The 14,575-nt window shown below is 60.3% G+C and carries 10 protein-coding genes; 9 read left to right on the forward strand and 1 reads right to left on the reverse strand.

All coding sequences use genetic code 11. From position 1 onward, the window contains the following. Position 1 precedes the first annotated feature (1 nt). Positions 2-1,603, reverse strand: a complete 1,602-nt coding sequence (locus ISF27_RS08085; protein ID WP_194610975.1) for a DNA-deoxyinosine glycosylase — start codon at positions 1,601-1,603, stop codon at positions 2-4. 317 nt (positions 1,604-1,920) lie between these two features. Here ISF27_RS08085 and ftsH point away from each other — a divergent pair, with 317 nt between their 5' ends. The 9 genes from ftsH (at position 1,921) to ISF27_RS08130 (ending at position 14,552) form a co-directional block, all read left to right on the forward strand. Continuing rightward, positions 1,921-4,077: an ATP-dependent zinc metalloprotease FtsH gene (ftsH, locus tag ISF27_RS08090; protein ID WP_194610977.1), complete on the forward strand. Its 2,157-nt coding sequence runs from the start codon at positions 1,921-1,923 to the stop codon at positions 4,075-4,077. Positions 4,078-4,104: 27 nt separating this feature from the next. Beyond that, positions 4,105-4,875, forward strand: a complete 771-nt coding sequence (locus ISF27_RS08095) for a DUF1653 domain-containing protein (RefSeq protein WP_194610979.1) — start codon at positions 4,105-4,107, stop codon at positions 4,873-4,875. Then, positions 4,868-6,835 carry an excinuclease ABC subunit UvrC gene (gene uvrC, locus ISF27_RS08100; protein ID WP_194610981.1) on the forward strand — a complete coding sequence of 656 codons (1,968 nt, stop codon included), beginning with the start codon at positions 4,868-4,870 and terminating at the stop codon, positions 6,833-6,835. Before ISF27_RS08095 ends, uvrC begins: the two co-directional genes overlap by 8 nt. 21 nt (positions 6,836-6,856) lie before the next feature. Further along, complete coding sequence (hprK, locus tag ISF27_RS08105) at positions 6,857-7,789, forward strand: HPr(Ser) kinase/phosphatase (protein WP_194610982.1); 933 nt, start codon at positions 6,857-6,859, stop codon at positions 7,787-7,789. Between the two features lie 7 nt (positions 7,790-7,796). After that, positions 7,797-8,732 carry a UDP-N-acetylmuramate dehydrogenase gene (gene murB / locus ISF27_RS08110; protein WP_194610984.1) on the forward strand — a complete coding sequence of 312 codons (936 nt, stop codon included), beginning with the start codon at positions 7,797-7,799 and terminating at the stop codon, positions 8,730-8,732. 45 nt (positions 8,733-8,777) lie between these two features. Beyond that, a complete protein-coding gene (rapZ, locus tag ISF27_RS08115) occupies positions 8,778-9,647 on the forward strand; it encodes an RNase adapter RapZ (protein WP_194610986.1) in 870 nt (289 codons plus the stop codon). 5 nt (positions 9,648-9,652) lie between these two features. Beyond that, entirely contained in the window at positions 9,653-10,627 is a 975-nt protein-coding gene (gene whiA / locus ISF27_RS08120; protein ID WP_194610988.1) for a DNA-binding protein WhiA, read from the forward strand. Next, complete coding sequence (locus ISF27_RS08125; protein WP_194610991.1) at positions 10,602-10,862, forward strand: HPr family phosphocarrier protein; 261 nt, start codon at positions 10,602-10,604, stop codon at positions 10,860-10,862. The genes whiA and ISF27_RS08125 overlap by 26 nt, the downstream gene beginning before the upstream one ends. A gap of 132 nt (positions 10,863-10,994) precedes the next feature. Then, the gene (locus ISF27_RS08130) at positions 10,995-14,552 is read left to right on the forward strand and encodes a DNA polymerase III subunit alpha (RefSeq protein WP_194610992.1); all 3,558 of its coding nucleotides are present in this window, start codon (positions 10,995-10,997) and stop codon (positions 14,550-14,552) included. Positions 14,553-14,575 lie beyond the last annotated feature (23 nt).

Consider the following 14,575-nt stretch of genomic DNA (forward strand, 5'->3'; position numbering starts at 1 on the left):
GTCAGATTCCCTGCAGCGCAAAGGGGGGCGTGTATTCCTCCTTTGCGCTGCTTTTTTCCTGCATAAATCCCTCGTCCAGGCCGAGCTCGATGGCCGTGTCGAGGACTTTATTGTATTCATAGGTTGTAATCCGCCGGTTGATCTCGGGATGTTTGCTGCTCTTGTAAAATGGCGTGTACTGGCTCATCAGGCTGATGAGAAACTGTCCTCGCGGAAGCTCCGCGGCAATCCGCCGGAGAATTTCCTCAGAGTCCCGATACTGGCCGGGGAGAACCATGTGACGGATCACGACCCCGCGTGTGAGAAGAAGGCTCTGCCCGTAGCCTGCCGGCTGCGGGGCGTCCGGCGCATCCGCGCGCACTGCCCCGACGGCGGCATCCCCGTACTGCGCGCCGGTATTCCCGTACTGCGCGCCGGCTTCACCGGCGGGTGTGCCCTGTGCCGCGCTCTCCCGGTGCAGGACTTCCTCCCGGAATTCCGGTTTTCCCGAGAGACGGATCATCTCCTTGACCGCAGCCATTGCGCGGGGAAAGTAGTCCCTGGCGCCGGAGTACTTTCCGGCGAGGTCAGCGGAGAAGTATTTGATGTCCGGAAGCCAGACGTCCACGTAGGGGGCGAGTGCCCGGACGGTCTCTACCGTTTCGTAGCCGCCGCAGTTCCAGACGACGGGAATCCGCAGCAAGCCGCGGTCCGCCTCGAGCGCCTCGATCACCTGGGGGACATACTGCGTGGCGGTGACCAGGTTGATATTGTTCGCCCCCTGATCCTGGAGCTCCAGGAAGATTTCCGCCAGGCGCCCGGTAGAGATGGATTTGCCAAAATTTTCCTGACTGATTGAATAGTTCTGGCAGAAACAGCAGCGCAGGGTGCAGCCCGTGAAGAAGACCGTGCCGCTCCCGTTGGCGCCGCTGATGCAGGGCTCCTCCCAGGGGTGCAGGGCAGCCCTTGCGGCCACAGTCCAGGCCGGGGAGCCGCAGAAGCCCCGGCGGAAAAGACGGTCAATCCCGCAGTCCCGTGGGCAGAGGCGGCAGCTCCGCACGGTGAGCTCCGGATGGTCGATCGGCGCATTGATGCGGCGCCATTTTTTGATTAGGTCATCCAGGGAAAATGCGGCATTGGCCGGGCTTGTCGAGGGCAGGCGGACAGCCGGGATGCCGGCAGCCGGGCGGATATACTTCTCGTAGAGATTCCAGGAAGCCGCCCCGTTGCAGTAGATCATCTCGATGGGGGCGGAACGGAGAATCGGCATCAGGTTGTTGGGCACGGCGTTCCGGATGGAGCTGTCGCTGGAGCCGTGGATATCGCAGCTGTGGATGACGTCCCAGAGGGCGATATGGTTCCGGAGCAGGAAAGCCCGCTTTTCCTCGATGCCGGATGGCACAGCCTCTCCGCGGACTGCGCTGGCCACCTTCCAGAACCGGTTGCGGGGATGGCCGTAGAAAAAGGCCATTTCCCTGGATTTCACCGAGGGGAAGGAGCCGAGGATGAGCACCCTTGACGTCTTATCGTAAACCGGTCCGAACGGATGGACGATATGGGTGAGTGTCCCCCTGCCCGCCTGTTTCTGCCGGCTTCCTGCCGGTTTTTCTGCTGAATCTGCCATCGGTATGCCTCCTGTTTCTTCTATAAAAATAGCTCTGTCCGTGATTCTCCCTGTACTTTGCCATGAATCGCGGGAAAATGCAACGTCTGCGGATTCCGGGCCGCGCGTCGCCGGCCTGGGCGGATGACCGCCGGGTAATCTGCTGGCCGCCGGCTCGCCCGGACAGCGCCCACGCGCCTCAGTCTCCGCCCGCAAGCCGCGGCGGCCGTTGATTCTCCGACATTTCGGTGATAGAATGACACCAAAGCGGCCTTCAAAGATAGACGAGGCAAGACGCCGTTGACAGCGCCCGGACCGGGGCCAGGGAGAAAAAATACATGAAAGAGAATGACAACAATAACGGGCGTTCACCGCGCCACAGGCAGAATTACCAGGCGATGATCATTACCCTGATTTTTGCTGTGTTTCTGGTTGGTTTTGTCCACAACTGGTGGACTAGCAGCCGTTCCCATGAAATTCCTTACAGCGAGTTTAACCAGATGCTGAAGGAAAAACAGGTGGAGTCGGTGACGGTCACCAGCAGCAAGATCAAGGTGACGCCGAAAAAGGGATACCTTCCGAAGACGGAGGGGGACGAGAGCGGGAGCACGTTCACTTATCTGGGGACAGAGTATTATGTGGTGCCGATGAACGACCCGGACCTGATGAAGAAGCTGGATGATGCCGGTGTTGAGCAATATACGGCGGCGCAGGCAGACGCCTCCATGGCGCTGCTCTATATGCTTCTGGAGTGGGTGATCCCGATCGCCATCATGATGGTGATCTTCAACTTCGCCATGCGGCGCTATGGCGGCGGTGGCGGGATCATGAACGTCGGCAAGAACAACGCCAAGGTCTATGTGCAGAAGCAGACCGGGGTGACCTTTGCCGATGTTGCCGGGGAAGATGAGGCAAAGGAGTCGCTGACAGAGATTGTGGATTTCCTTCACAATCCTGGCAAATACACCCGCATCGGGGCGAAGCTCCCCAAGGGCGCACTTCTCGTGGGGCCGCCGGGAACCGGCAAGACGCTTCTCGCAAAGGCGGTCGCCGGCGAGGCGAAGGTGCCGTTCTTCTCGATCTCCGGCTCGGAGTTTGTGGAAATGTTCGTCGGCGTGGGCGCGTCCCGTGTCCGTGACCTCTTTAAGCAGGCGCAGCAGCAGGCGCCCTGCATTATCTTTATCGATGAGATCGATGCCATCGGCAGGAGCCGCGACAGCCAGATCGGCGGCAACGACGAGCGGGAGCAGACGCTGAACCAGCTTCTCTCGGAGATGGATGGTTTTGATTCCTCCAAGGGGCTCCTGGTCATGGCGGCGACCAACCGTCCGGAGATCCTGGATCCGGCGCTGCTGCGCCCCGGGCGCTTCGACCGCCGGATTATTGTGGACAAACCGGATCTCAAGGGGAGAGTGGCGATCCTCCAGGTACATTCCAAGGGAGTGCACCTGGATGAGACGGTCAATTTCGAGGAGATTGCCCTCGCGACATCCGGAGCCGTCGGCGCGGATCTCGCCAACATGATGAATGAGGCGGCGATCAACGCGGTCAAGCACGGAAGGCACGCGGTTTCCCAGAAGGATCTCTTTGAGGCTGTCGAGCTTGTCCTTGTCGGCAAGGAGAAGAAAGACCGGATCCTCAACCCGGAGGAGCGCAGGATCGTGTCCTACCATGAGGTTGGCCATGCCCTGGTCAGCGCCCTGCAGAAGGATGCCGAGCCGGTGCAGAAGATCACGATTATTCCCCGCACCATGGGTGCCCTGGGCTATGTCATGCAGGTTCCCGAGGAAGAAAAGTACCTGAATACCGAGAAGGAGCTGAAAGCGATGCTTGTCGGCCTTCTCGCCGGCCGCGCCGCCGAGGAGATCGTCTTTGACACGGTGACCACGGGCGCGTCCAACGACATCGAGCGGGCGACCAGCATTGCCCGCCAGATGATTACCCGTTTCGGCATGTCGAAGAAGTTCGGCCTGATCGGACTGGAGCGTGTCGAGGACCAGTATCTGACCGGGAGGAGCAGCCTGACCTGCAGCCCGGAGACCCAGACCGAGATCGACCGGGAGGTTATGCGGATTTTGAAGGAATCCTACGATGAGGCAAAGCGGATGCTGAGTGAAAACCGTGAGGCTCTCGACAAGATCGCCGCGTTCCTGATCGAGCGGGAGACCATCACCGGGAAGGAATTTATGAGGATTTTCCGTGAGGTGAAGGGACTGCCGGAACCTCCGGAGGAGAGAAAGACCCCCGGGGAACGGCTGTCGATGAACGCGACAGCGGAGCAGCCCCATGACGGGAGCGATTACGCGGTCTATCATCCGAACCGCGGGGTGGCGGACAGCGAGGCAGCAGCGCGGCAGGAAACCGGAAGCACGGGAAAACCGGATGCCGATGCAGCGGCGCGGCAGGAAACCGGAAATGCGGTAAAGCCGGATGCCGGGGCGGCGCCGCTGACAGGTGCCGGAAGCGCGGAACAGCAGACAGATGGCCGGGCGTAACCGTCCTGCCGCGGAGAAAGGCGAAGGATGCGGGCAATTCCAAGACCGGGGGAGAGATACCGGCATTTCAAGGGAAAAGAATATCAGATCCTCGCGGTTGCGATCCACACGGAGACCAGGGAGCGCATGGTCATTTACCAGGCGCTCTACGGGGAATACGGCGTGTGGGCGCGGCCGCTGGAGATGTTTTTATCTGAGGTAGACCGGGCAAAATATCCGGATTCCCGCCAGGTTTACCGGTTTGAGAAGGTCGCCGAGCCCTGGGGCGGCGAGGAGTACGGCACGGAACCCGCCGGGAATCCGGCGCCGCAGGGCAGCTTCTCCGCCTGCTCCGGGGAAAACCCGGCGCAGGCGGCAGAAATTCCGCTGGCGGGAGCCGGGAACGGGCAGCCGGGGCAGGCACCGGGGTATGCCGCGGGGGAAGCCCGGGAATCGGGGCTGGCCAAGGCAGCATTTTCCGAGGATCCCCGGAAACCGATGAGCCCGCTTCTCACCGAATTTCTGGACGCGGAGACCTCAGAGGCAAAGCTTGCCGTACTCCGCCGGATGAGCGGGCAGGTCGGGCAGCGGGAGATCACCAGCATGTACATGGCGCTGGATCTCATTCCCGTGAGCGGGAGCCTGGAGACCCAGCTGGATGCCATCCGCAAGTACATCTCTATGCAGAGCCGCTTTGACGCGCCGCGGATGCGCCGGAGCCGCGGCAATGACGGCATCCGCTATGGGGATGGCAGGCAGCATTACGGAAGCGGCGATCCGAATTACGATGGCGGGGAGGATATGTATCCGGATGAGTGAACCTTTGAACCTCCGGCCTGCGGGGAAACCGCTGGGGGAGAATCATTTTGACATCCCGGCGGAGCTCAAAAAGCTGCCAAAGCAGCCGGGGGTCTACATCATGCGGGATGCCTCCGACCAGATCCTCTATGTGGGGAAGGCTGTGAACCTGCACAACCGCGTTCGGTCGTATTTCCGGAAAATCGTCGGCAGAGGGCCGCAGATTGACAAGATGGTCGCCCAGATTGACCATTTTGAGTATATTGTCACCGATTCCGAGTTGGAAGCGCTGGTGCTGGAGAATAACCTGATCAAGGAGCACCGTCCGCGCTACAATACGATGCTGAAGGACGACAAGACCTACCCCTATATCCGCGTGACGGCGGGGGAGCCGTATCCCCGCGTCCTGTTTTCCCGCCGGATGATGAAGGACGGGAGCAAATATTTCGGGCCGTTCAGCAGCTCCAGCGCGGTCCGGGAGACCATCGACCTGATTCACCGCATCTATCATATCCGCAACTGCAGCCGGAAGCTTCCCGAAGATATCGGGAAAGACCGGCCCTGCCTTTACTATCACATTCATCAGTGCGACGCCCCGTGCATGGAAGGCGGCATTTCCCGGGAGGACTACCGGAGGCAGGCGGACCGCGCCCTGCTGTTCCTGAACGGGAATTATAAGGAGGTTTCGGACGAGCTTTCGCGGAAGATGATGGAGGCGTCGGACAAGCTCGAGTTTGAGAAGGCCATCGAGTACCGGGAACTGTTAAAGAGCGTGCGGATGATTGAGGAAAAGCAGAAGATCACCAGCCAGTCTATGGACGACCGGGACATCATCGCCATGGCCCGCGAGGGATCCGACGCGGTCGTGCAGGTATTTTACATCAGGGATGGGAAAATGATCGGGCGGGATCATTTCCATCTGGACGTGAAAATCGACGATGAGGACGCTGCCCTGCTCGGCAGCTTTGTCAAGCAGTATTATTCCGGAACGCCCTTTATCCCCCACGAGATCTGGATGGAGACCGAGGTGGAGGACCGGGAGGTCATCGAGAAATACCTGACCGGCAGGCGCGGCCAGAGAGTCCGCCTGATGGTTCCCCAGCGCGGCGAGAAGGAGAAGCTGGTGGAGCTGGCCCGGAAGAACGCGGAGATGGTGCTTAAGCAGGACCGGGAGAAGATCCGGCGGGAAGAGCTGCGCACCGTGGGCGCCATGAACGAGATTGCCTCCTGGATGAACCTGCCGGTGCTGCACCGGGTGGAAGCGTACGATATCTCCAACATCAGCGGCTTCGAGTCGGTGGGCTCCATGGTCGTCTTCGAGAATGGGCGGCCAAAGCGCAATGATTACCGGAAGTTCCGGATCCAGACTGTCCGGGGGCCTGACGACTATGCCTCCATGCGGGAAGTGCTCACGAGAAGATTTTCCCACGGGATGGAGGAGGCAGAGGAGATCCGCCGGGAGGGCGGGGATATGGCGAAGGGCAGTTTTACCCGCTTCCCCGACCTGGTCATGATGGACGGCGGCCGCGGGCAGGTGAATATCGCCCTCGAGGTGATGAAGAAGCTGAATCTCGCGATTCCCGTCTGCGGGATGGTCAAGGATGACCGGCACAGGACCCGGGGAATCTGGTACGAAAACCGGGAAATCCCCATTGACACGCACTCGGAGGGATTCCAGCTGGTCACCAGGGTTCAGGACGAGGCGCACCGCTTCGCGATCGAGTACCACCGGAGCCTCCGGAGCCGTGAGCAGGTGCACTCCGTGCTGGATGACATCCCCGGTGTCGGGCCGAAGCGCCGCCTGGCGCTCATGAGAGCATTCCGCAGTTTTGAGGCGGTCCGGGATGCCTCGGTGGAGGAGCTGGAAAATGTCCCGTCCATGAACCGAGCCTCGGCGGAGGCTGTGTATGCCTATTTTCACCGGGCAGGGGGAGGCGCCGCGGCTGACGCGGTCATGGAGATTCCCAACACGACGGGTTAATGATTGATGAGGAGAAGCGCCATGGAAGACAGCAATGTAACCATTACCGAGCTCATTGAAACACAGGGGCTCCGCAACCTGACGCCGGAGATCGACACGGACGGCATTGTCCTCAAGAATCCCGAGGTCAACCGGCCGGCGCTCCAGCTTACCGGGTTTATTGAGCATTTTGATAAGGATCGTGTGCAGATCATCGGCTATGTGGAACAGGCTTACATCGCGACGCTGACCGACGAGAGAAGGGACGAGGTTTTTGACACACTGCTTGCCCAGGGCATCCCCTGCCTGGTCTACAGCCGCGGCATCACGCCGCAGGATGATGTTATCGACCTCTGCCGGAGATACCAGGTACCCTGCCTGGTCTCCGAGAAAACCACCTCAGACCTGATGGCGGAGATCATCATCTGGCTGAAGCGGCGCCTGGCTCCCATGATCAGCGTACACGGCGTGCTTGTCGATGTCGCCGGCGTCGGTGTCCTGATCATGGGCGAGAGCGGCATCGGCAAGAGCGAGGCGGCCCTTGAGCTGATTAAGCGCGGGCACCGCCTGGTCAGCGATGATATTGTGGAAATCCGCAAGGTCAGCGATTCCCGCCTGGTCGGGACATCGCCTGACATTACCAAATACTTTATCGAGCTGCGCGGCATCGGGATCATCGATGTCAAGACGCTCTTCGGCGTCCAGTCCGTGAAGGACAAGCAGACCGTGGAGCTGGTCATCAAGCTCGAGGAGTGGGATAAAGACCGTGAATACGACCGCCTCGGGCTGGAGGACCACTATATGGAATTCCTCGGCAACAAGATCGTCTGCCACGCCATCCCGATCCGCCCGGGCCGCAACCTGGCGGTGATTGTGGAGTCCGCGGCGGTGAATTTCCGCCAGAAGCAGATGGGATACAACACCGCGCAGGAACTCTACCGCCGGGTGCAGGCCGCGATGGCCGGAAAGGACTGAACCGCGCATGATTCAGGCAGAGAAACTTCGGGCAGCCGCGGGGGGCGCTGTCCTGGAAAATGAACCGATGAGCCAGCACACGACCTTCCGCGCGGGCGGCCCGGCGGACTATTTTGTGACGCCGGCGGACGAACAAGCCCTCGCGGCGGTCATCGCCTGTTGCCGGGAGGCGGGAGAACCCTACTATCTGATCGGCAACGGCAGCAATATCCTCGTGGCGGACAGCGGTTACCGCGGGGTGATCATCCGGATGGGCCAGGGCATGGGGGAGATCCGCTCGCTTCCGGGAAATATCCTGCGCGCGGGGGCTGGGGCACTGCTCTCCGTCATCGCGAAGGAGGCGAGAGACCGCAGTCTTGCCGGTTTTGCCTTTGCGGCAGGCATTCCCGGATCCCTCGGCGGCGCGTGCGTCATGAATGCCGGCGCGTACGGCGGTGAGATGAAGCAGGTTCTCCGCACAGTCCGCGTGCTGGCGCCTGAGGGAGATTTTCTGGATCTTCCGGCGGATGAGCTGGATCTCGGCTACCGGCACAGTAATATCCCGGAAAGGGGATATACGGCCGTGCGGGCGGATATTCAGCTTGAACCCGGAAACCGCGCGGAGATTGGCGCGATGATGGACGACCTCGCCGGACGGCGCCGGGAAAAGCAGCCCCTCGAGTATCCCAGCGCGGGCAGCACCTTCAAGCGCCCGGAGGGGTATTTTGCCGGGAAGCTGATCCAGGATGCCGGCCTCAGGGGATTCCGGGTCGGCGGCGCGCAGGTCTCGGAAAAGCACTGCGGTTTTGTCATCAACCGGGATCACGCCTCCAGCGCGGACATTTACCGGCTGATCCGTGAGGTTCAGGCGAGAGTGTTCGCCGATTCCGGGGTGCGGCTCGAGCCGGAGGTGAAATTCCTCGGCTTCGCGGAGGATGCGGAGGATCAGCGGGCAGAAAGCTGAGGCAGGCAGAAAGCGTGGGCGCGAAGACAGACAGGAGGACGGAAGATGCGCATGGTAATTGTGACGGGCATGTCCGGCGCGGGCAGGTTTACCGCCATGAAGATCCTGGAGGACATGAAGTTTTACTGTGTGGACAACCTGCCGATTCCCCTGGTCGGGAAATTCGCGGAGCTCATGCAGGAAAGCCGGGGGGAGATCGAGAATGCCGCGCTCGGCATTGACATCCGCACCGGCGATGAGCTGCCCGCCCTGCAGGACACGCTGGATGACTGGGACCGGAAGCACATTGCTTACGAGATCCTCTATCTGGAGGCTTCCGACGATACGCTGGTCCGCCGCTTCAAGGAGAGCCGGCGCGACCATCCGCTGCAGACGGGGGAGAGGCGACTGGAGGACGGTATCGCCCTCGAGCGGGAGAAACTGGCATTTCTCAAGAAGCGCGCCACCTACATTATCGATACCAGCAACCTTCTTGTTCGTGAGCTTAAGACGGAACTTTCGGATATTTTCCAAAAACATGCAAAATTTTCGAGCCTCAATGTGACCGTCCTGAGCTTCGGTTTCAAGTACGGGATCCCGATCGACGCGGATCTCGTCTTCGACGTGCGGTTCCTGCCCAATCCCTACTATGTGCCGGAACTGAAGCGCCATACGGGCAATGATCCCGCCGTGCAGGCCTATGTCCGCCGCGGCGGCGTCGCCGATGAATTCATGCGGCGGCTGACGGATCTCATCAATTTTCTCCTCCCGCACTATGTCCGGGAGGGAAAAAACAGCCTGGTGATCGCGGTCGGATGTACCGGAGGCCGGCACCGCTCGGTGACGGTCGCCAATATGCTGGCGGAAAAGCTGCGCCAGCATGAGGACATCGGCCTCAAGCTGGAACACCGGGATATCGACAGAGACAGGAAGTGAGCAGGATGTCATTTTCCTCCGGAGTAAAGGAAGAACTCTCCCGGAAGCTGCCCAAGGCGCGCCACTGCCAGCTGGCGGAGTGCGCGGCGCTTCTGGGCCTCTGCGGCACCATCCGCCTGGATGAACACGGGCAGCTCAGCCTCCTGATCCGGACGGAAAATGTCACCGTGGCGCGCACCTTTTATATGCTTCTCCGGGAGGCCTTCGGGATCCGGCCGGAGATCCGCATCAGCAGGAGTGACGCCGGCCGTAGAAAACGGATTTATGTGGTGGCCGTGGGGGATCACGGAAAGACCCGCCGGATTCTTGAGGCGGTAAAGATGATCGATGACCAGGGGGAAGTCGGGGAGGACTACCGGATGATCCGGATCCTTCTGTTGACTAAGGAATGCTGCCGGAGGGCGTTTCTGCGCGGCGCGTTTCTGGCGGCCGGCTCGGTCAGCGACCCCGAGCGGTTTTACCATCTGGAATTCGTCTGCCCCGATCCGGAGCGGGCGGAACAGCTCGTGGAGATCATGGGGACATTTTCCATCGAGGCGAAAACGGTTGTCAGAAAACGATATTATGTGGTATATATTAAAGAAGGCAGTCAGATCGTGGAGACACTGGGGCTGATGGGAGCGGATAGCGCCCTTATGGCTTTTGAAAATGTGCGGATCGTCAAGGAGATGCGCAACAGCGTCAACCGGCAGGTCAACTGTGAGACAGCCAACATCGCGAAGACGGTATCGGCGGCAGTCCGCCAGTTGGAGGATATCACCTATATCCGGGATACGAAGGGGCTCGATTATCTTCCGCGGCAGCTTCGGGAGATCGCGGAGCTCAGGCTCGCCGCGCCGGATGCCCCGCTGAAGGATCTCGGGGAGAGGCTGGATCCGCCGGTGGGAAAATCGGGAGTGAATCACAGGCTTCGGAAGATCGGCGAGATCGCTGACAGCTTACGAGGAGGAAATGATGGAAGCAAGAAAAGTAAAAATTGATTCGGCAAAGGGACAGGAAGCCAGGCTGGCGGCTATGCTGGTCCAGGTGTCATCCCAGTACGAGAGCAGCATCCATATCGAGTATGGCACCAAGACCGTGAACGCGAAGAGCATCATGGGCATGATGTCGCTGGGCCTCAAGAACGGCGACGAGATCGAGGTGACCGCGGAGGGCAGTGATGCCGCGGAAGCACTGGACGGGATTGAGAAATACCTGACCAACAAGAAGGGCTGAGATGCCCGGGGCAGGAATAGGAAAGAGAATTTGCTGAGTTCGAAATGCGCTCGCGCGAGTTAAGTGCTCTGCGTAAATACAGGAAGGCCGTTGCCGGGAGTGCAGCGGCTTTCTTTATTAAGGGAGGTCAGGATGGCATTTACCCATCTTCACGTACATACCGCGTACAGCCTTCTGGACGCGTCGAGTAAGATCGATGAGCTGGTGGACCGGGCAGCGGAGCTCGGCATGAACAGCCTGGCCATCACCGACCACGGGGCGATGTACGGGGTCATCAATTTCTACCGCGCCTGCCGGGCGAAGGGCATCAAGCCGATCATCGGCTGCGAGATCTATGTGGCGCCCGGTTCACGCTTTGACCGTGAATCCGGGAATCATGAGGACCGGTACTACCACCTGATCCTCCTGGCGGAAAATAACCAGGGCTACCGGAACCTGATGAAAATTGTCTCCATCGGGTTCACCGAGGGGTATTATTACCGGCCTCGTGTGGACATGGAGGTTCTGGAGAAGTACCACGAGGGGCTGATCGCCTCGTCCGCCTGCCTGGCCGGGGAAGTTGCCCGTCTTCTTTCGGCGGACCGCTACGATGATGCCTGCAGGGCTGCCCTGCGCTATCAGGCCATTTTTGGCAAGGACAACTATTTCCTTGAGATGATGGATCATGGGATCCCGCTCCAGAAGAAGGTCAACCAGGGGATCATGCGGATGCACGGGGAGCTGGGCATCCCGTGTATCATCTCCAACGACAGCCATTACATCCATGCGGAGGACGCGGAGGCCCACGATATCCTCCTGTGTATCCAGACCGGGAAAAAAGTCCGGGACACCAACCGGATGCGCTACGAGGGCGGCCAGTATTACCTGAAATCCGAGGAGGAAATGCGCGCTCTCTTTCCCTACTGTCCGGAGGCCGCGGACAATACCCAGAAGATCGCGGACCGCTGCAATGTCGAGATCGAGTTCGGCGTGCGGAAGCTTCCGAAATTTGCGGTGCCAGAGGGGTTCACCTCCTGGCGCTATCTCCGGAAGCTCTGCTATGAGGGCTTCGTCCGCCGGTATCCGGATGCCGTAGTGCCGGGCGAGGAGGAATTTCTCGCTGCCGGCGACCGGATTGATGCGCCCGCAGCGTCCGCAGGATGCCCGGATTCCCGCCTGGCGCGCCTGGAGACGGAGCTCGGCGTCATCCACCGGATGGGCTTCGTCGATTACTTTCTGATCGTCTGGGATTACTGCCATTTTGCCCGGTCCCACGGGATCATGGTCGGGCCGGGGCGCGGCTCGGCGGCGGGGAGCATCGTCTCCTATTCCCTCGGGATCACGGACATCGATCCGATCCGCTACCAGCTGATTTTTGAGCGTTTCCTCAACCCGGAGCGTGTCTCCATGCCGGATATCGATGTGGACTTCGAGTACGAGCGGCGCCAGGAAGTGATCGACTATGTGACGGAAAAGTATGGCCGGGAGTGTGTCAGCCAGATTATCACCTTCGGGACCCTGGCGGCACGCGGCGTTGTCCGCGATGTCGGGCGCGTCCTCGACCTGCCCTACGCCAAATGCGACCAGATCGCCAAGATGATCCCGCAGGATCTCGGGATCACTCTCGACCAGGCGCTCTCGGCGAACCCGGAGCTGAAGCAGGCCTATGACAGCGACGCCGAGATTCACTACCTCATCGACATGAGCAGGCATCTCGAGGGGCTGCCGCGGCACACCTCGATCCACGCCGCCGGCGTCCTGATCTGCGCGGCGCCGGTGGACAATTACGTGCCGCTCTCCCGCGGCTCCGACGGCTCGCTCACCACGCAGTTTGAGGCGCCGATCCTGGAGGAGCTCGGTCTTCTCAAGATGGACTTCCTCGGCCTCAGGACCCTGACCGTCATCCAGGACGCGGTGAAGCTCGCGGAGAAGAGCAGCGGGAAGACGATCGACATCGCGGAAATCAACTATGACGACCGGAAGGTCCTCGACTACATCGGAACCGGGAAGGACGAGGGCATTTTCCAGCTCGAGAGCTCCGGGATGAAGGGGTTCATGAAAGAGCTGAAGCCGGAGGGGATCGAGGATTTGATCGCCGGCATTTCCCTCTACCGGCCAGGGCCGATGGACTTCATCCCCAAATACCTCAAGGGCAAAAATGACCGCTCGTCCATCACCTATGACTGCCCGCAGCTTGAGCATATCCTGGCGCCGACCTACGGCTGCATCGTTTACCAGGAGCAGGTCATGCAGATTGTCCGTGACCTCGGCGGGTACACCTGGGGGCGGAGCGATCTCGTGCGCCGCGCCATGTCCAAGAAAAAGGCGCATGTCATGGCGGAGGAGAGAAAGAATTTCGTCTACGGCAATCCGGAGATCGGCGTCTGCGGCTGCATCGCAAACGGGATCGACGAGAAGACGGCAAACCGAATCTATGACGAGATGACCGATTTTGCCAAGTACGCCTTTAATAAGTCCCACGCCGCCGCCTACGCGATCGTGGCGTATCAGACCGCCTGGCTGAAATATTACTATCCGGTGGAATTCATGGCGGCTCTCATGACTTCGGTGCGGGACAACAATTTCAAGGTCTCCCAGTACATCATGGACTGCCGAAAGATGGGCATCCGGATCCTCCCGCCGGACATTAACGTGGGCGAGGCGGAATTTTCCGCCTCTGACGGTGCCATCCGGTACGGCCTGACCGCTCTCCGCAGCGTCGGGGAAAATGTGGTCAGCCTCATCATCGGCGAGCGGGAAAAGCATGGAAAATACACCTCCCTGGAAAATTTCATCGACCGTGTCGGCGGCATGGAGGTGAACCGCCGCGCGCTGGACAGCTTTATCAAATCCGGGGCGATGGACTGCCTCGAGGGGACAAGAAAGCAGAAATGCATGGTCGCCGGGGATATGCTGGACAGGAAGAGCCGGGAGAAAAAGAACAGCATGGCCGGGCAGATGTCCCTGTTTGATTTTGTGGATGAGGAGACGAAGAAGAGCTTCCGGATAGCACTGCCGGACGTCGGGGAATTCAGCCGGGCTGAGCTTCTCGGCTTTGAGAAGGAGATGCTGGGCGTTTACATCAGCGGCCACCCGCTGGAGGCGGATGAGGATCTTCTCCGGAAAAACGCGACTGCCCAGACAGCGGACCTCGTGGTGGACGAGGAGACGGGCGAGTCCGCGCTCCGGGACGGCGAGAGCGCGGTTCTCGGCGGCATGATCACGGATAAGAAGATCAGGACGACCAAGAACAGCCAGGTCATGGCGGTGATTACGCTGGAGGATATGGCGGGAAGTATCGAGGTCCTGGTCTTCCCGAAGAGCTATGAGAAATACCGCGGCCTGCTCCAGGAGGATGCGAAGGTCTTCATCACCGGGAGGGCTTCCATCGGCGACGACCCGGCAGGGAAACTGATCTGCGACCGGGTGGTGTCCTTTGACGCGGTTCCGCGGGAGGTGTGGATCCAGTTCGCGGACATGGAAAGCTACCGCGCGGCGGAAGAAGAGCTTACCCGGCTTCTGGGACAATCCGCGGGGAAAGACCAGGTGGTCATTTACCTGAAAAAAGAGCGGGCAAAAAAAGTCCTGCCTGCCCAGTATGCGGTCCGCTCCGCGGATGAAGGTTTCCTGCGGGAGCTGGAGGAGGCGTTCGGGAAGGACAACGTCCGGACCTGCGCGAGGAAGATGAACCTCCTCCGGAAATATGGGTAATGCCGGAAGCTTTACTTTACAAC

Origin of the sequence: Clostridium vitabionis (assembly GCF_015351765.1) — a bacterium.
Taxonomy (GTDB): Bacteria; Bacillota; Clostridia; order Lachnospirales; family Lachnospiraceae; genus Clostridium_R; species Clostridium_R vitabionis.